The 17,335-nt window shown below is 65.8% G+C and carries 15 protein-coding genes; all 15 read right to left on the minus strand.

Annotated elements, in window-relative coordinates:
• Positions 1-30 precede the first annotated feature (30 nt).
• The 15 genes from BLR75_RS07235 to BLR75_RS07305 all read right to left on the minus strand — a co-directional run bounded on the left by BLR75_RS07235 (position 31) and on the right by BLR75_RS07305 (position 17,331).
• Positions 31-1,062, minus strand: a complete 1,032-nt coding sequence (locus tag BLR75_RS07235; protein WP_084311865.1) for a proline racemase family protein — start codon at positions 1,060-1,062, stop codon at positions 31-33.
• Positions 1,063-1,072: 10 nt separating this feature from the next.
• A complete protein-coding gene (locus BLR75_RS07240) occupies positions 1,073-2,545 on the minus strand; it encodes an aldehyde dehydrogenase family protein (RefSeq protein WP_084311864.1) in 1,473 nt (490 codons plus the stop codon).
• Between the two features lie 76 nt (positions 2,546-2,621).
• Positions 2,622-3,959, minus strand: a complete 1,338-nt coding sequence (locus tag BLR75_RS07245; protein ID WP_084311863.1) for an NAD(P)/FAD-dependent oxidoreductase — start codon at positions 3,957-3,959, stop codon at positions 2,622-2,624.
• Complete coding sequence (locus BLR75_RS07250) at positions 3,956-4,999, minus strand: 4-hydroxyproline epimerase (RefSeq protein WP_084311862.1); 1,044 nt, start codon at positions 4,997-4,999, stop codon at positions 3,956-3,958. Before BLR75_RS07250 ends, BLR75_RS07245 begins: the two co-directional genes overlap by 4 nt.
• A gap of 52 nt (positions 5,000-5,051) precedes the next feature.
• Positions 5,052-5,930 (minus strand): 4-hydroxy-tetrahydrodipicolinate synthase, encoded by an 879-nt coding sequence (gene dapA / locus BLR75_RS07255; protein ID WP_084311861.1) that lies wholly within the window; start codon positions 5,928-5,930, stop codon positions 5,052-5,054.
• Positions 5,931-5,957: 27 nt separating this feature from the next.
• Positions 5,958-6,623, minus strand: a complete 666-nt coding sequence (locus BLR75_RS07260; protein ID WP_084311937.1) for an amino acid ABC transporter permease — start codon at positions 6,621-6,623, stop codon at positions 5,958-5,960.
• Between the two features lie 13 nt (positions 6,624-6,636).
• Positions 6,637-7,308, minus strand: coding sequence for an amino acid ABC transporter permease (locus BLR75_RS07265; RefSeq protein ID WP_084311860.1), 672 nt, complete (start codon positions 7,306-7,308; stop codon positions 6,637-6,639).
• An 11-nt stretch (positions 7,309-7,319) separates the two neighbouring features.
• On the minus strand, positions 7,320-8,141 hold the full coding sequence (locus BLR75_RS07270) for an amino acid ABC transporter ATP-binding protein (protein WP_084311859.1): 822 nt from the start codon (positions 8,139-8,141) through the stop codon (positions 7,320-7,322).
• Positions 8,142-8,198: 57 nt separating this feature from the next.
• A complete protein-coding gene (locus tag BLR75_RS07275; protein WP_084311858.1) occupies positions 8,199-9,038 on the minus strand; it encodes a transporter substrate-binding domain-containing protein in 840 nt (279 codons plus the stop codon).
• A 415-nt stretch (positions 9,039-9,453) separates the two neighbouring features.
• Entirely contained in the window at positions 9,454-10,803 is a 1,350-nt protein-coding gene (locus BLR75_RS07280; RefSeq protein WP_084311857.1) for an alpha/beta hydrolase, read from the minus strand.
• 205 nt (positions 10,804-11,008) lie between these two features.
• Positions 11,009-12,574, minus strand: a complete 1,566-nt coding sequence (locus tag BLR75_RS07285) for an arylsulfatase (protein WP_084311856.1) — start codon at positions 12,572-12,574, stop codon at positions 11,009-11,011.
• A 19-nt stretch (positions 12,575-12,593) separates the two neighbouring features.
• Complete coding sequence (locus BLR75_RS07290) at positions 12,594-13,667, minus strand: zinc-binding dehydrogenase (protein ID WP_084311855.1); 1,074 nt, start codon at positions 13,665-13,667, stop codon at positions 12,594-12,596.
• Positions 13,668-13,761: 94 nt separating this feature from the next.
• Positions 13,762-15,285, minus strand: a complete 1,524-nt coding sequence (locus BLR75_RS07295; protein ID WP_084311854.1) for a DUF1254 domain-containing protein — start codon at positions 15,283-15,285, stop codon at positions 13,762-13,764.
• Positions 15,286-15,289: 4 nt separating this feature from the next.
• Positions 15,290-16,741, minus strand: a complete 1,452-nt coding sequence (locus BLR75_RS07300; RefSeq protein WP_169720251.1) for a DUF1214 domain-containing protein — start codon at positions 16,739-16,741, stop codon at positions 15,290-15,292.
• 83 nt (positions 16,742-16,824) lie between these two features.
• A complete protein-coding gene (locus BLR75_RS07305) occupies positions 16,825-17,331 on the minus strand; it encodes a 2,4'-dihydroxyacetophenone dioxygenase family protein (protein ID WP_084311852.1) in 507 nt (168 codons plus the stop codon).
• Positions 17,332-17,335 lie beyond the last annotated feature (4 nt).

Consider the following 17,335-nt stretch of genomic DNA (forward strand, 5'->3'; position numbering starts at 1 on the left):
CTGTGTCGTACAGACCAGCCCGTCATTTTATCAGGTGGACGGGAACGCCGGCCCCCAGGTATCGCTCAGCATGAACCCCGCCGCCAGCGGATCGTCCGGATCGACGCCGATCTGCTGGATGCCGTACAGCCACGCCCTGCCCTCCACCCGCGGCAGCACGGCCGGGCGGCCACCCACCTCGGTGCGGCCGAGCAGCTCCACCTTGAACTCGCCACCAATGGTCGAGCGCGAGGTCAGCCGGTCGCCCACCTCGACGAGCCCCCGCGCCGCCAGCGTCGCCAGGTTGGCCGAACTGCCGGTGCCGCAGGGCGAGCGGTCGACCCGGCCTGGCGGCAGCGTGGTGCAGGTCTGGTAGATGCGCTCGTCCACGCGGTTGCGGAACATCACGTAGGCAACCTCGTCGATCTGCGGGAACAGCGGATGCTGCACGCGGACCTGCTGGTTGATCACCTCCTTCAGCTTCACCCCGGCCGCCGCCAGCTCGCGGGCGTTCTCCGGGGCAATGGTCAGGCCGACCTGCTCGACATCGATCAGCGCGTAGTACACGCCACCGAAGGCGATATCGGTCTTGAGCGTGCCGAATTCCGCCGTCTCGATGCCCACATCCATCTGCTCGACGAAGGACGGCACCATGTCCAGCGACACGCTCAGGCAGCGCCCGTCCGCGCAGCGCGCCCGCGCCGTCACCAGGCCCGCCGGGGTATCCAGCACCACGGTGGTTTCCGGCTCCTGCATCGGCAGCATGCCCAGTTCCAGCAGTGCGGTGACCACGCAGATGCAGTTGCTGCCGGACATCGGGTGCGCCTTGTCCGCCTGCAGCACGATGAAGCCCGCATCAGCCTCAGGGTGGGTTGGCGGCAGCAGCAGGTTCACCGACATCTGCAGGCAGCCGCGCGGTTCCAGCACCACCAGCCGGCGCAGGCTGTCGTCCACCTCGTTGATATGGTTCATCTTGTCCAGCATGGTCGCGCCGGGGATGCCGAGCACCCCGCCGGTGATGACCTTGCCGATCTCGCCTTCGCAGTGCACGTCGGCGAGTTGCAGCGTTTTCTTCCAGCGCATCAGTCGCACCTCACTTGATGTACCAGCCCCAGGGCTGCTCGCTGTCATAGCGGGTGATCTGCTTGGTTTCCAGGTAGTTGTTCAGGCCCCATTCGCCCAGCTCGCGGCCGATGCCGCTCTGCTTGTAGCCACCCCACGGCGCCTCGGTGAAGGTCGGCTGCGAGCAGTTGATCCACACGATGCCGGCACGCAGGCGACGGGCCACGCGCTCGCAGCGCGGGATATCGCGGGACATCACAGCAGCGGCCAGGCCGAAGCGCGAGTCGTTGGCGGAACGAACCGCCTCTTCCTCGCTATCGAAGGGACGCACGCAGACCACCGGGCCGAAGATCTCTTCCTGCCAGATCCAGCTGTCTTCCGGCACGTCGGCGAAGATGGTCGGCTGCAGGTAGAAGCCCTTGTCGAAGCCGGCCGGACGCTCGCCGCCACAGACCAGTTGCGCGCCCTCCTCGCGACCACGGGCGATGGCCTCCAGCACCTTGTCGTACTGAACCTGGCTGACCAGCGGACCGAGCAGCACGCCCTCCTCCAGGCCATTGCCGATGCGGACCTTGCGGGCTTCCTCAGCCAGGCGCGCGAGCAGCGGCTCGTAGAGTTCGCGCTGTACCAGCACCCGCGAGGTGGCCGAGCAGACCTGCCCCTGGTTCCAGAAGATGCCGAACATGATCCATTCCACCGCTGCCTCGACGTCGGCGTCGGCGAAGATCACGAAGGGCGACTTGCCGCCCAGCTCCAGGCTGACGTTTTTGATGTCGCGGGCCGCCGCCTGCATGATCCGGCTGCCGGTGGGCACGCTGCCGGTGAAGGCCAGCTTGTCGATGCCGGGGTGTTCGGCCAGCGGCGCGCCGGCATCCGGGCCGAGCCCCGTCACCACGTTGAGCACGCCTGCAGGTAGCCCGGCCTTGTCGGCGATATCCGCCAGTTGCAGCGCGGTCAGCGGGGTCAGTTCGGAGGGTTTGAGGACCATGCAGCAGCCGGCCGCCAGCGCCGGGGCGGCCTTCCAGGCCGCCATCAGCATCGGGAAGTTCCACGGGATGATCGCCCCGGCCACGCCGACCGGCTCCTTGCGCGCCACCGAGCTGAAGCGCTCGTCGGCCAGCGCGACCTGCTGCTCCTGCGATGCATCCAGCTTCTCGGCCAGATCGGCGTAGAAGTCGAAGCAACCGGCGGTATCGCCGATATCCCACAGCGCCTCGGGCAGCGGCTTGCCGTTGTCGCGCACTTCCAGCTCGGCCAGCTCCTGCTGGCGGTCACGGATGCCCTGGCCAATGCGGCGCAGGACCGCCGCGCGTTCGGCGCCGGACATGCGCGGCCACGGGCCTTCGTCGAAGGCAACGCGGGCAGCCTTCACCGCGGCATCGATGTCCTCGGCGGTGGCGGCGGCGACCTGGGCGATCACCTGCTCGCTGCCGGGGTCGACGGTCTCGAAGCTGCCGCCTTTCGCCGGGGAGACCCACTGTCCGTTGATATATAGCTTGTTCATGCAACTCCTCCGATAAAAGCCTGTTCAATGTCTGCCTGCGCTTGCTCATGCAGCGTTGAAAGCAGGCTCGAAATGCTCATTTACCGCTCGTAAACTGCGCTTTCTCGCCTGCTTTCGCCTTGCCTGATCTGCGCTCGGCTAGACCTTGAAAGGCTTTACGAGCGAAGCGCCGGGCGCTGAATGGGGTGAGGTCCTGGGCGGGCTTGCGGCCGCCGGCGAGATCGGCGATCAGGCGGCCGGTGGTGGCGCCGAGGGTCAGGCCAAGCTGGCCGTGGCCGAAGGCCATGAGCACGTTGTCGAGCTTCGGCGAGCGGTCGATGACCGGCTTGGTGTCCGGCAGGAACGGCCGGTAGCCGACGCCGAACTCGACGTTGCGGGTCTGCAGTTGGGGCAGGATGCGGGTGGCCTTTTCCAGGATGATTTCCGCCCGCCTGAAATTGGGTTCGGCATTCGGACCGGCGAACTCGATGGTGCCGCCGATCTGCAGGCCGCGGGTCATGGGGCTGAAGCAGAAGCCGCCGTCGGCGTAGATCACCGAATGGCGGAACTCCACTTCCGGGGTCGGCAGCACGGCCTGGTAGCCGGCGATGCCGGTGAGCGGGATATCCACGCCCAACTGGCCGAAGAACTGCCGCGAGCCGGTGCCGGCCGCGACCACCACCAATTTCGCCGGGTAGCGCGCACCGCTGTTAAGAGTGACGCCGGAGGCCTGCCCGGCATTCTCGTCGATGCGTTTCACCTGATCGCGCACGCGCACGCCGCCGCGCTCGACGAAGCTGGCGGTCAGCGCCGCGATGAAGCCCTCGGTATCGTTCACCGCGCGCCAGTCGGGGAACAGCAGGCCATGCCGGAACTTGCCGGCCAGCGCCGGTTCCAGGTCGCCGATGGCCGCGCCGTCGAGTTCCTCGGACTGGAAGCCCAGCGCCTTGCGCATCTCCAGATGCGGGCGCTCGCGGGTCAGCGCGGTGGGCGAATCGAAGACCTCGATGATCGGGCGCTGGCCGAGCAGCGTCCTGTCTTCGCAGGCATCCAGCAGCGGCGCGTAGTCGTCGTAGACATGCTGGGTCAGCGCCGCCATTTCCCGGGCGATCTGCTCGATCCGCGCGTGCCGCGCGCAGGCCACGAAGCGCAGGAACCACGGCAGGATGCCCGGCAGCGCGCTGGGCCGCAGCGCCAGCGGGCCCTTCTGGTCGAGCAGCCAGCCCGGCACCTTCATCAGGATGCCCGGCTTGGACAGCGGGATGACTTCGCTCACCGCCATCTGTCCGCAGCTCCACTTCGCCGTGCTGTCGCCCGGCGCGGCCGGGTCGACCAGGGTCACGGCGTAGCCTTCGCGCTGCAGGTACAGCGCGCAACACACACCAACGATGCCGCCGCCAACGACCACGGCGGGGGCCGGATTCGGGTTGTTCATTTCACACTCTCTTTCTGCGAGTGGTTGTCGGTGAATTCATCCAGGCTGAAGCCATTCCAGTACGGCTGCGCATCGTCGACGTAATACTCGGCGCGGCCGGTGATGTACGCCCTGCCCTCGACGCTGGGCCGCACGGCCGGCGTGGCGTCGCCCAGGCTGACGAGCGATTCGACGCGCCCATCGAAGCGGCTGCCGATCAGGCTCTCATGCCGGAATACGCCATCCCGCGGCAACAGTCCACGGGCGAAGCGCTGGGCGACCCGTGCCGAGGTGCCGGTGCCGCAGGGCGAGCGGTCGACCAGGCTGTCGCCGGCGATCACCACGCTGCGCCCATCGGAGTCCGCCGCCAGCGGCCGCCCCGACCACATGCAGTGCTTCACGCCGGCAATGGAGGGGTTCTCCGGATGCACCACGTCGAACTCACGATTAACCCGTTGCTGGATGTCACGCCCCCACTCCAGCAGTTGCTGCGCAGTGAAGTGCTCGCAGCCCGGGTAGTTCGCCTGCGGCTCGATGATCGGATAGAAGTTGCCGCCGTAGGCGATGTCGAAGGTCAGCGTGCCGAGCGGCGGCAAATCCACCGACACGTCGCGATGCAGCAGGAAGCTCGGCACATTGGTGAAGCGCACCGAGGCGACCTTGTCGCCGTTCATCTCGTAACGCGCACTGACCTGCCCCGCCGGCACGTCGACGACCACCGTCCCCGGCGTCTTCGGCTGCACCAGCCCGGCCTCCAGGGCGAAGGTGATGGAGCCGATGGTGGCGTGCCCGCACATCGGCAGGCAGCCGGACGTCTCGATGAACAGCAGGCTGAAGTCCGCTTCGGGGCTGGTCGGGGGGTAGAAGATGGTGCCGGACATGTGCGAATGCCCGCGCGGTTCCAGCATCAGCGCGCGGCGAACCCAGTCGGATTCGGCGACGAAGTGCTGGCGTCGCTCGCTCATTGTGGAACCGTGCAGCTCGGGTGCGCCGTCCACCACCATGCGCACCGGCATGCCTTCGGTGTGTCCTTCGATACAGCTGAAAATGTGCCGGGTCATCATCGATTCCTCATAGGCACGCCACCGAGGTCGGCAGCGGTGCCTGTAGCGGTCAGCGCTGGGAGGCTTCGAACACCTTGCGGAATTCGGCCTTCTCTTCATCGGTCAGCGGCAGCAGCGGCGCGCGCGCATTGCCCGCCTTGAAGCCGGCCAGTTCGCAGCCGTACTTCACCTTCTGCACGAACTTGCCGGCTTCCATGCTCGCCATCACCGGGAACAGCGACTTCACCACTTCCTGGGCGCCGGACAGGTCGCCGCTGGAGAACTTGCGGTAGAAGTCCACCACCTGGTTCGGGAAGCAGTTGGCCGGGCCGCATATCCAGCTGCTGGCGCCCCAGATGAAGAAGTCCAGCGCCTGGTCGTCGGACCCGCAGGACAGCTGGAAGTTGTCCTTGTAGGTGGTGCCGATCTCGATGGCGCGCAGCAGGTTGCCGCTGCTCTCCTTGATGCCGACGACGCGCGGGTGGTCCTTGAGCGCGTCCAGCACGCCGAAGCCGACCTCGACGTTGGTGCGCACCGGGTAGTTGTAGAGAACGACGTTGATCTCCGGGAAGGTGTCGAGAATGGTCTGGTAGTGCGCAGCCAGTTCTTCCTGGGACGGCAGCGCGTAGTACGGCGGCGCGATCAGCAGGTTGGTATAGCCGGCCTCGACGGTCTGCTTCACCTGTTCCAGCACTTCGCGGGTGCAGGAACCGTTGGCGCCGGCGATCAGCACGCCGCGGTCGCCGACCACTTCCTTCACGGTCGCCAGTACCTGGCGGCGCTCCTCGTTGGTCAGCGCGTAGTACTCGCCGGTGGAACCCAGCGGGACGAAGCCGCTGACGCCGGCGTTCAGCTGGTACTCGACGATGGAGGCCAGGGTTTCGTGATCGACGGCGCCGGACTTGTCGAAGGGCGTGACGAGGGCGGGCAGGATGCCTTTCATTTGCATGGTGATTCTCCGGGTTGGACGAGGGAGTCAGTAGGCGAAGCGCCTGAGCATCCGGGCTTCGATCACGCCGACCAGGCGGGTGAGCGGGAAAGCCACGAGGAAGTAGATGACCGCCACGGCCGAGAGGAACTCGACCGGCCGCGCGGTGCTGTTGGAAATGTTCTGGCCGACGAACATCAGGTCGGCGACACCTACCGAGGAGATCAGCGCGCTTTCCTTGAACAGGCTGACGACGTTCGACAGCAGCGGCGGAACCGCGCGCAGCAGGGCCTGCGGGAAGATCACGTAGAGCACCTTGACCCGCGAGGTCAGGCCCAGCGCGGTGCAGGCGTCGTGCTGTTCGCTGGCGATGGACTTCAGCGCGCCGCGGAAGGTCTCGCTGGTTATCGCCGCCATGAACAGGGTCAGGGAGATCGCCACCGACAGGTACGGCGGGATGTCCACGCCGAACACCACCGGGAAGCAGAAGAACACCCAGAACAGCTGGATCAGCAGCGGCGTGCCGCGGAAGAACTCGACGAACAGCGTGGTCGGCAGCTTCAGCAGACGGCTGCGGGTGTTGCGCAGCAGGCTGAGGACGAAGCCGACCAGGCTGCCGACCAGCGCGCAGCCCAGGGTGAAGGCCAGGGTCAGCGCAAGGCCCTTGAGCAGCACGTGCCAGTACGAGAAGACGATGGAGAAGTCGATGGTCATCATGGCCGGTTCCTCAGCGCTGCGTCGCCACGTCCTGGCGCCGCTCGATGTACTGCACCAGCTGGCCGATCGGCAGCGACATGGCGAAGTAGATCAGGGCGATCAGGGTGTAGGTTTCCAGGGGGCGGTAGGCCTCGGTCGCCAGGCTCTTGCCCACGTACATCAGGTCGGCGACCGCGACGATCGCGACCAGCGCGCTCTGCTGCAGGCTGCCGATGCCGTTGGTCATCAGCACCGGCACGGCGCTGCGCAGGGCCTGCGGCAGCACCACGTAGAGGGTGCGCTGCCAGGGGCGAAGGCCGAGGGCGATGGAGGCGTCCAGGTGTTCGCGCGGCACCGCCTGCACGCCTGCACGGTAGGCCTCGGCGTTGAACGCGGTGAGGTTCAGGCCCAGGGCGAGGAAGCCCATGGCGATCGGGTCGATGAACAGGTTGAACAGCATCGGCACGCAATAGAAGAACCAGACGATCTGCAGCAACGCCGGGGTGCAGCGGAAGAACTCGATGAACAGCTGCGCCGGCCAGCGGATGAAGAACCAGCGGCTCAGGGTCATCAGGCACAGGCCGAAGCCCAGTACCAGGCCGATCAGGTTGGAGACCAGCGCCAGTTCCAGCGTGACCTTCAGCCCGTCGAGCAGCGCCGGGACGGTGCCGCTGAGAAAGTGGAAATCGAATTGATAGTTCATGGCGCCAGCCCTCAATCCAGGTGCACGACCTTTTCCAGGAACTCGCGGGTGCGGGCTTCCCTGGGCTGGGTGAAGATCTGTTCCGGGTGGCCCTGCTCGACGACCTTGCCATTGGCGCAGAACACCACGCGGGTGGCGATGTGGCGGGCGAAGTGCATGTCGTGGGTGACGATGATCATCGCCATCTTCTGCTCGGCGAGCTGCAGCATCACGTTCTGCACCTCGATGACCATTTCCGGGTCGAGCGCCGAGGTCACTTCATCGAACAGCATCAATTTGGGTTCGAGCATCAGCGCACGGGCGATGGCCACGCGCTGCTTCTGGCCGCCGGACAGCTGGCTGGGATAGGCGTGCAGCTTGCTCTCCAGGCCGAGCCGGGCGAGATAGGCGCGGGCCTTTTCGGTGGCCTCCGCCTTCGACAGCCCGTGGACCTTGCACGGCGCCAGGATCAGGTTGCCGAGCACCGACAGGTGCGGGAACAGGGTGTAGTGCTGGAACACCATGCCGATCTGCGTGCGCAGGTTTTCGTCCAGCGGCTTGCCGCAACGCTGGCCACCGGCGATGTACGGCTTGCCCTGGAAGGCGATGGTGCCGCCCTGGACGCCTTCGAGGCCCATCAGCACGCGCAGCAGCGAACTCTTGCCGCTGCCGCTGGGGCCGATGATCACCAGGCGGTCGTCGGCGCGCATGTCGAGGGTCAGGTTGTCCATCACCACAAGCTCGGCGCCGTAGGACTTGCACACGCCACGAAGCTGGATGAAGTCGCCGCCGGCAGTGGAATTCGGGGCGAGCGAGGCCTGTGGCTGGGCAGCCACCAAACGGGGAGTATTCATTGCAAACCTTCTCCGAAGGGCTGCCGGTGGGCGGCAGCCCGCTGGGCGCATCGGGAGTTACTGGGCCTTGGCGGCGTTGACCTGGGCGGAAGCCTTGTCGACCAGCCGGTCGATCTCGCCGGTCTCGCGGCGCTGGGTGATGTAGATGTTCAGCACCTGCAGGTCGGCGGCCGATGCGTCACGGCGCACGCCGAAGGCGACGCCCTGCTTGGCCAGCGCCGGCTTGGGCAGGACTTCCCTGGCCCAGTCGTTGGCCATGGTGAAGAGATGGTTGGTGTCGCTGGCGTCCACCAGCACGTCGGCGCGGCGCGACATCAGCGCCAGGCGGGTTTCGTCCATGCCCGGCAGGCGCATCACGGTGCCCTGCTTGATCACCGCGGAGATCGCCTTGTCCTGGGCGGTGCCGGACATCACGGCGAAGGTCACGCCCGGCTTGTCGTAGTCGGCGATGGCATTGCCGGCGCCGCTGAACTTGGGGTTCTCCTTGTTCACCACCAGCGATATCTGGTAGTCGGTCGCCGGCGCCGAGAAGGACACCGCCAGCGCGCGTTCCGGAGTCTGGTTCAGGGCCATCGCCAGGTCCCACTTGCCGCTCTGCAGGCCGGCGACCAGGTTGTCCCAGTTGGTGTCGACGAACTCCACCTTCACTTTCAGCACTTTTTCGCCGAAGTCACGGCACAGATCGACGAAGTAGCCGCTGTACTGGCCGCTGCCGGGGTCGCGCATCACATAGGGCGCGGCGACCGCCGCGCCGCAGCGCAGGACGCCGGCCTTCTGCACGCCCTGCCACATGGATGGCTCGGCGGCGGCCTGGGAGGGAACCTGGGTGAGCAAGGCGCCGATGGCGGTCGCACAAGCGAGGACTTTGCGGATGGAGCGAGGGAGCATACGAGCCATTTTGACCTCTCCGTTGATTTGTTTTTGTAGGCAGAAGGCAAACAACTTTTCGCTGCGTGGTTTGTTGCACTCTTAGATGTGTGCAGCGATGTATGCAGAGTATGGAGAGACGTAAAAGACTGTCAACCGGGTTCGGTTGTCGTTTCCGCTCAGGGGTATGTCGGATGGGGAGACTCGGGCGATTCGCAAATGCTGCCGGCTAGCCCGGAAAGCGCCTGGGAATGCGGCTTTGGCCCCGTTCGATGGCGAAGGATCAGGTGAGTTTCTGCAAACCTAAACGTGAGAAAAATTGGATTCGAACAATCCAATCGCCGCTCGCTCGCCCTCCTCGCCCCGGAAGGCGGCCACGCCGCCGGGTTGAATCACCTGGTCGGCGCGAGACGCATTGCGCAGCCGGGGCTGCGCAATGGCCGCATCAGTTGGGTGCTTCTCCCGAATAGGTCTGGTACTCGGTTAGCCGATTGAGATGGCGGCGGAGCCGGCGCCGCAGGAATGCCGTCGGCACCGACCACGGGCTCAGCACCACCCTGCAGGCCGAGGCGGCCTTCGGCGAAACGATGCGCAGCAGGGCGTCGCGCCAGCCCACGGTCGCCGTCCATGCCGTCAGTGCCAGGGTGGCCACCTCCCCGGCGGTCGCACTGACGGCCGATGTCGGCGAGTCGTCGTAGATCTCGATGGTCCGGTCGACTGCCGGTGTGTCGGCGAAGGCATCCTTCAGCGCCGCACCGATGCGCCGCAGGGCGTTGCGCGCGGCGCCGACCAGGGTGTCGAAGTTGAGGAAGCCGTGGAACTGTCCGGCATAGTGCAGGACTTCCACCGGCACTCCGGCGTCGCGCAGGCGCGCGGCGTAGTCGAGGCCGTCGTCGCGGATCGGGTCGAAGCCGGCGGTGAGGACCAGCGCCGGCGGCAGTCCGCCCAGGTCCGGGCTGCGCCGCGGCGAATACCAGGGGTCCGCCAGGTCGAGATTTTCGATGGATTCGGCAAGGAAGGCTTCGATCAGGTCCACCCCCTCGCGGGTGAGGAAATAACCGCCGTCGATGTTCTCCTCGTAGGACGGGAATCTCTCCAGTAGTTCCGTGGCCGGGTAGACCAGCACCTGCATGCGCAGCGCCGGGCCGCCGCGCCGTTGCGCCTCCTGGGCCACGGCGGCGGACAGGTTGCCACCCGCCGAATCGCCGCCGATGGCCAGGCGCGAGGTATCGATCCCCTCCTCCGCGCCATGCCCGGCCAGCCACTCGAGTGCGGCGAGGACGTCCGCGCGGCTGGCGGAGATGTCGTGTTCCGGCGAGCGCCGGTAGTTCACCGCCACGGTGATGCAGCCTGCGGCGAGGGCGATGTTGCGGCAGATCGATTCGCCCGTATCCAGGCCGCCGACGATGAAGCCGCCGCCGAAGTTCCACAGCAGGGCCGGCAGCGGCTGCTTCGATGCGAACGGAACGAAGATGCGCAGGACTATCGGCCCGCCGGGCCCGGCGATCTCGCGCTCCCTGACGGAAGCGACCGCCGGCCGGCTGCCCAGCGCCAGCGCGGCGAGCCGGAAGCTCTCGCGCACGATCTTCAGCTGGGATGGCGAAGGTTTGTCGGCGGCCGCCGGGTTGGGTACCAGGTTGACCGCCCGCAGGAAGTTGCGCGCATCGCGGTCGAGCTGGCCGGCACGCAGCGTGGTCGGGTAGCCGGGAGACGGGAAAGGAACGGCAGCGGGTGGTGCGGCTTCCGCAATCGGTTGTCGCGTGGCAGGCGAAGATGGGACTTTTTTCTTGTTCATTATTCTTCGAGTCCTTGTGCTCAGGCAGATGAAACAGGTGCAGTGTTCAGGCGTCGCTCCAACCTCCTCGAATCCCTGAATGGATCTCCGAACGCGCGGAAATCCATGTCTTCAAAAGTAGCCTGTACGGGCGTTCCACATGGTGGTGGCGAAAAAAAGAAAAACGGCGCCTCTCGGGGCGCCGTTTCGTTCTCTGGCAGCGGCCTCAGGGCTGCTGCTTCATCTTCTCCACGTACCTGGCCTTCACGGCCTTGCCGATGTCTTCCATGTTGTAGTTGGCCGGCAGCTGGCTCGGCGGCCACTCGACGAAGGTCTGCATGAACTCGGCACCCTTGCGGAAGCCGATGCCGACCAGGTAGAGGTTCTTCACCAGCCAGTCGTCGTACTGGTCGGAGGCGTAGTCGGCGGTCTCGAAGGGGTCCATGCGCAGGTTGAACAGCTTCGGTACGCGCAGGCACACGAAGGGCTCGCGCCAGACCTTGAAGCCGCCCTGGGCGCGCTGCTCGCAGAACACGAATTTCCAGTCCTGATGGCGCATGGCGACCAGTTGGCCGTCGTCGTTGAAGTAGTAGAAGTCCTCGCGCGCACTCTTCGGCGCCTTGCCGGTCAGGTAGTCGAGCTGGTTGTAGCCATCAAGGTGCACCTTGAAGGTCTTGCCGCCGGCGACCGGCGCCCAGCCCTTGAGCAGCTTCTCCTTCACGTCCGGCACGCCGGCGGCGGCCATGATGGTGGGGAACCAGTCGAGCCCGGAGAAGATTTCGTTGGAAATCGTACCGGCCTTGATGTGCCCCGGCCAACGCACCATCGCCGGAACGCGGAAGGCGCCTTCCCAGTTGGAGTTCTTCTCGTTGCGGAACGGCGAGGTCGCCGCGTCCGGCCAGGTGTAGCGGTTCGGGCCGTTGTCCGTGGTGTAGACGACGATGGTGTTGTCGCTGACCTTGAGGTCGTCGAGGGTCTTCAGCAACTGGCCGACGTGGCCGTCGTGCTCGATCATGCCATCGGCATATTCGTAGCCCGGGCGGCCGCTCTGGCCCTTCAGCGAGTCGCGGATGTGGGTGTAGGCGTGCATCCGCGTGCTGTTCATCCACACGAAGAACGGCTTGTCGGCCTTGACCTGCTTCTCGATGAACGCCTGCGCCGCGTTGGTGGTTTCGTCGTCGACGGTTTCCATGCGCTTGCGGTTCAGCGCGCCGGTATCCTCGACCCTGCCGTCTGCGTAGCTATGCAGCACGCCGCGTGGCCCGGCGTGTTTCGCGGACGAGCCGTCCTTCGGCCAGTACGGGCGCTCGGGCTCCTCCTCGGCGTTGAGGTGGTAGAGGTTGCCGAAGAACTCGTCGAAGCCGTGGTTGGTCGGCAGGTACTCGTTGCGGTCGCCCAGGTGGTTCTTGCCGAACTGGCCGGTGACGTAGCCCTGGCCTTTCAGCGCCTGTGCCAGGGTGATGTCGCGCGGCTGGATGCCCACCGCGGCGCCGGCGGCGCCGACCTTGGTCAGGCCGGTGCGCAGCGCGGCCTGGCCGGTGATGAAGGTGGAGCGGCCGGCGGTGCAGCTGTTTTCGCCGTAGTAGTCGGTGAACTTCATGCCTTCATGGGCGATGCGGTCGATGTTCGGCGTCTGGTAGCCGACCACGCCGTCACCGTAGGCGCTGATGTTGGTCTGGCCGATATCGTCGCCGAAGATCACCAGGATGTTCGGTTTGTCGGCGGCGAAGGCCGGGCTCAGCGTCGAGGCGGCGAGAGCGAACCCTGCCAGCCATTTTCTTGTGTGGGTCATGCCTCTGTTCCCGAGGGTTTCAGTCGAAGGTGATCATGATCTTGGCGTGGTCCTCGGGCGTCTTCAGCGTATCGAACGCCTCGGCCACGCCATCCATGCCGATGCGCGCGGTGATCATCGCCGCGCCGTCCAGCCGGCCGTCCGCGAGGTCGTGCAGCGTGCGGGAGAACTCCTCCTCGGTGTAGCCGAAGGCGAAGTTCAGGTTCACTTCCTTGCGGATGGCGAAGATCGGCTCGAAGCTGTCGGACTCCATGCACACGCCGACCACCACTACCCGCGAGCGCGCCGGGGCGTCGCGCAGGATCTGCTGGATCAGGCCCTTGATGCCGACGCATTCGAACACCACGCAGGGCCGCTGCGCCTCGGTGCCGAGCACCGCCGCGGAAATACGCGGATCGGTCCCCGGCGCCGCCAGTTCGGCCCAGGTGGCGTAGGGGCTGCGCTCGGCCGGGTTGACCACCACGTCCGCGCCGAGCTTCTCGGCCAGGGCGCGGCGCTTGGCGGAGAAGTCGGAAGCGACCACCGGGCCGATGCCACGCGCCTTCAGCGCCATGATCACGGCGAGGCCGATCGGCCCGCAGCCGATCACCACCGGAACCTCGTCGCCCTGCAGCTGCGCGCGGCCGACCGCGTGTACGGCGATCGCCAGCGGCTCGGTGAGCGCGGCGATGTCCGACGGCAGGTCGCCGGGCACCGGCACCAGCAGCCGCTCGGCGAGCACCATCTGTTCGCCGTAGCCGCCTGGATAGCGGTTGGAGAGGCCCACATGGTGGAAGCTGGTCGGCGTGATCATGTGTGGAATGGCACATACGCGGGTGCCGGCCTTCAGGGTCTTGGGACTGCCGGGGCCGTGGTCGAGGATTTCTGCGCAGTACTCGTGGCCGAACACCACGCCCTGGTCGGGATTGAAGCTGATCGGAATGCCACCGTGCTTGAAGGTGTCGAGTACGTGGTCGCAGTGCTGGAACATGTGCAGGTCCGAGCCGCAGATGCCGCAGGCGAGCGTTTTCACCAATACCTCGCCCTGCCCCGGCTCGGGGTTGGCGAGTTCTTCCACCAGAAGTTCGTTCTGGCGCATGACTACTGCTTTCATGGCGTTATCTTTCCTGGGTTGTCTTGATCGGTGGTCATTGCAGCGCTTCGATGTCCGGCAGCTCCCGCTGCCCGCGTGCCTTTTGTCCCGATGGTCAATTCAGTCGCTGGATGGCCGGCGGTTGCCAGCTCTGTTCGATCAGGGATCGATGGGGCAGGTAGGCGCGCAGGAACAGGTTGAACGGACCCTTGGCGAGGGAGATCCAGTTCGACTCCTTGTCAGCACCCGGTGAATCCTTCTGCAGGTAGAGGGTGAGTGAGCCGTCTGCGCCTTTTTGCAATGGCTGATGGTCAGTGATCGCGAAGCGCTTGGCCGGCGTATCCAGCAGGTTGTAATCCGGGCCGTAAGCGGTGAGCGACCAGAATGCATCGACTTGCGGCAACTGGTCGGCCGTGAAGTGGATGACATAGCGGCTATCGCCATCGAGCGGCCTACCCTGTTCGTCGGTATAGGTGCGCAGTTTGACCGCCTCTTCGACGTAGTTCTCGATGATGCCGGAATAGGATTGGGTGGCCGCGCGGCCGAGGTAGTCGCCGGCCTGCGCCATGCGTCCCCAATTTTCCTGGCCATAGGCCCAGCCATTGCTCGTCTTGGTGCGACCGCCCGCCTGGGTGACATCGACCAGCAGTTTTTTCCCATCGACGATGGCGCGGGCCAGACCCTGACGGGTACCCGGGTCGAGGCTGTCGAGTTCGGCCGGACTATGGCCGGGCCCCAGATTGACTTCGGCAAACAGCTTCATCAGCGCCTGGTCCTGGGCTGGCGGCGGATTTTCCGTCATGGCCAGATTCATGGTCTTGAAGGCTGCAAGCGGATCGTTCTTGTTGAGCTCAGGCGTCATAGGCGCGACAGGGACTGGAGCTGATGCCGCGGGTTTTCCCCAGTCGGCGAGCGGCGTGATCCTGAAACTGTCCTGAAGACGATTGGCGTCATCCAGGTCCGCATCGCTGTGCGCCTCGACGCGGCCAGCCAACAGGACCCAGGGCGTTGGCGAGCGGTAGATAGCCTTTACATCGGCGGGCGGCTGACCTTGCCAGTCGGAGCTGGCCAGCAGATAGGCGCCAGCCTCGTTGCCGGTTGCGCGTGTGCCGATGTAGCCGATGACATCGCTGTAGAACTCGTTCAGTGCCAGGCTGTAGTAGCGCGTGCCAGCATTCCCGACACTGACCACCACCGGCCCCTTGTTCAGGTTTACAAAGGCCGAGGAATACAGGGTATCGCGATTGGGTGAGCCACCCTGCTTCCAGTTCAGGTCACTGAGTTTCCGGTAATGCTTGAACGTGTTCAGCATGAGGCCGCCAGCGGCACGATCAGTGCCATAGCGCAATTCGGCCAGATGCAGCGCCGGGTAGCCATAGGTGTAGGCGAGAACCCCGACGTGATAGGCGTAGTTTTCCCGCCAGTCCGATGATGTGGCCGCAGCGGGAGCTGGCGCCGCCAGCGTGGTGCCGGCGAACGCCAACAGCGTGAAGGTGGCGGCACTCAACGCGGTGGTCGGCGAGAGGTTTCTTGTGAATGGCATCGGAGAGCCCTTGTGATGTTGTTCGCCGGCCCCCGGCTGCGGGGCGGCGAGTACTTCCAGCAACAGTTCGCTCTGGCCCATGGCTACAGCTTTCATAGGCTCACCTCGTCGCGGCTGTCTCGCTGGCGGGCGATGGCAGCGCTTCGATGTCCGGCAACTGCCAGCTCTTGTCGGCAACGCCCTTGTCCGGACGGTAGAAGCGGAAGATCAGCAGCGAGCGAACGCCCGGTTTCGTGGGAATCCAGTTGCGCTCCTTGCCGGCCGGCGCCTTGGGCGCGAGATAGAGGTCGACGGAGCCATCGGCGTTGCGCTCCAGTCCTTCGACGAAGGACGACAACGACACCCGTGGCGAGCCCTTGATGAACGCCATGGTGTCCAGGTCGTAGGCGGTCAGGGACCAGAACTGGCGCGCCGGCACGTTGGGCGGCACGTGCAGGTGGTAGCTGTTGCCGCCCTCCAGTAACTGTCCTTGTTTGTCCCGCAGACCCAGCAGGTAGAACGATGCAGTCCCGAGGCTTTTCATCGGTGCGTCGTACATGAAGAAGTTGGCGGCGCGCTCCCTGGGGCCGTAGTTGGCGCCTGGCTTGAAGGTGCCCTGGCCGCCGCTGGCCAGGCGCTCGGCCGGATACAGCCAGCTCTTGCCGGCATAGAACGGCGGACGGTAGTTGAGCAGGCGATTCTCGAGCCAGGCCTTGCCGGCGTGGGCGCTCGCGGTCAGTGCGCTTGCCGTTGCTGCGTCGGGCGCGAACGGCTTGTCCTTGGCGATGCCGGCGCTGGCCAGGGCCTGGCTGATCGATGCGCTGTCCGGCGGCAAAGGATCGTGCCGGACGACCTGCGCCAGCGCCTCGTAGAAGCGCAGGTCGTAGGGGATGGTGCTGTCGAATTCGACGCCGGAGACATCGGTCATCGCCGTGGCGGGCCGGCTGGCGGCTTCGCTCAAGGGGTAGAACCTGACCTGTTTCAGGTAGTTCGCCGCGTTGGCGAGGTCCTGCGTGCTCCAGCTCTTCGGCACGATGCGCAGCGGTACGTAGAAGCGCAGCGTCTCCAGGCGGATCGGGATATAGCCGTCCGGCACAGGCGTGTCGCTGCCGGCGGGCAGGATCAGGTACTTGCCGCCCTTGCCGGCGTCCTCGCCCTGCAGGCCGAGGTTGGTGATGGCATGGTTCCAGCTGTCGACCACGGAGCCGAAGACCTCGGCGCCGCCCGACGGCGGAATCTCCAGGACCATCGGGCCGGTGCCGTGGCCGTCGGCGAAGGCCCACCAGGCCAGGGTCTCGCCATTGGGGGTGAGGGTCTGCCGGGTCGCGGTTGGCGGTTTCGACCAGTAGACCACGGCGATATCCTGCGTGCCGGTGGCGGCGCGCGCGGCGTTGAACAGGCGCTCGAAGTTGACGGCCGGAACGCCCCAGAGCACCAGGTCAAGTGCCTGCTGATCGGCAATGGGCTTGGCGGTCGGCGTTTCGCCGGCCATGGCGCTCGAAAAGGTCGCTGCCAGCCCCAGGGCCAGCAGTGCGCGAGGGGCCAGGCGGCCCAGCATCGTCAGGCGGTTCATATCGGAACTCCAGTTTCTTGTTGTTGGCATTCTGGGTCGAATGTCAGTCCGGCCGTGGCGCGAGCCATGGCCGGAGGTGCGGTTCAGCGCGTGAAGGTCGGGACGGAGGCGTGGATGTACTTCAGCGGATTGTTCTGTTCCTTGATCGCGACATCGACCCAGGCCTTGAGCGTGCCGCCATCGAGCATTCCGGCGTACTCGCCGTCCGGGAGGAAGTTCACGTTGGCGCCGGTGACCATGAAGATGAAGTCAGTATCTTCGGTGTTGTCGGCCGGGGTGTTGAACTGGTGGATCGAGCCACCCGGCTCGAACAGGTAGCAACCGGCGGTCTGCTTCTGGTCCGGGTATTCGGTGTAGTACCAGCAGCCGGACATGGTGTAGAGATGTACAGAGCCGGTGTGGAAGTGCAGCGGCAGGGTCAGGCCCGGCTTGAAGCGGGCGCGCATGATCCACAGACCGTTGTACGGGTCGATGAACAGCGGGAATACGTTGATGCCGGGGTGCCCGCCCAGCGACTCAAGGAACGGGTGTTCGTTGGTGTTGATGCTGAGCAGACTGTCCTGATGTGTAAACGTGCCTGGAAGGGCCATGGTC

The sequence above is a fragment of the Pseudomonas jinjuensis genome (assembly GCF_900103845.1).
Classification (GTDB): domain Bacteria; phylum Pseudomonadota; class Gammaproteobacteria; order Pseudomonadales; family Pseudomonadaceae; genus Pseudomonas; species Pseudomonas jinjuensis.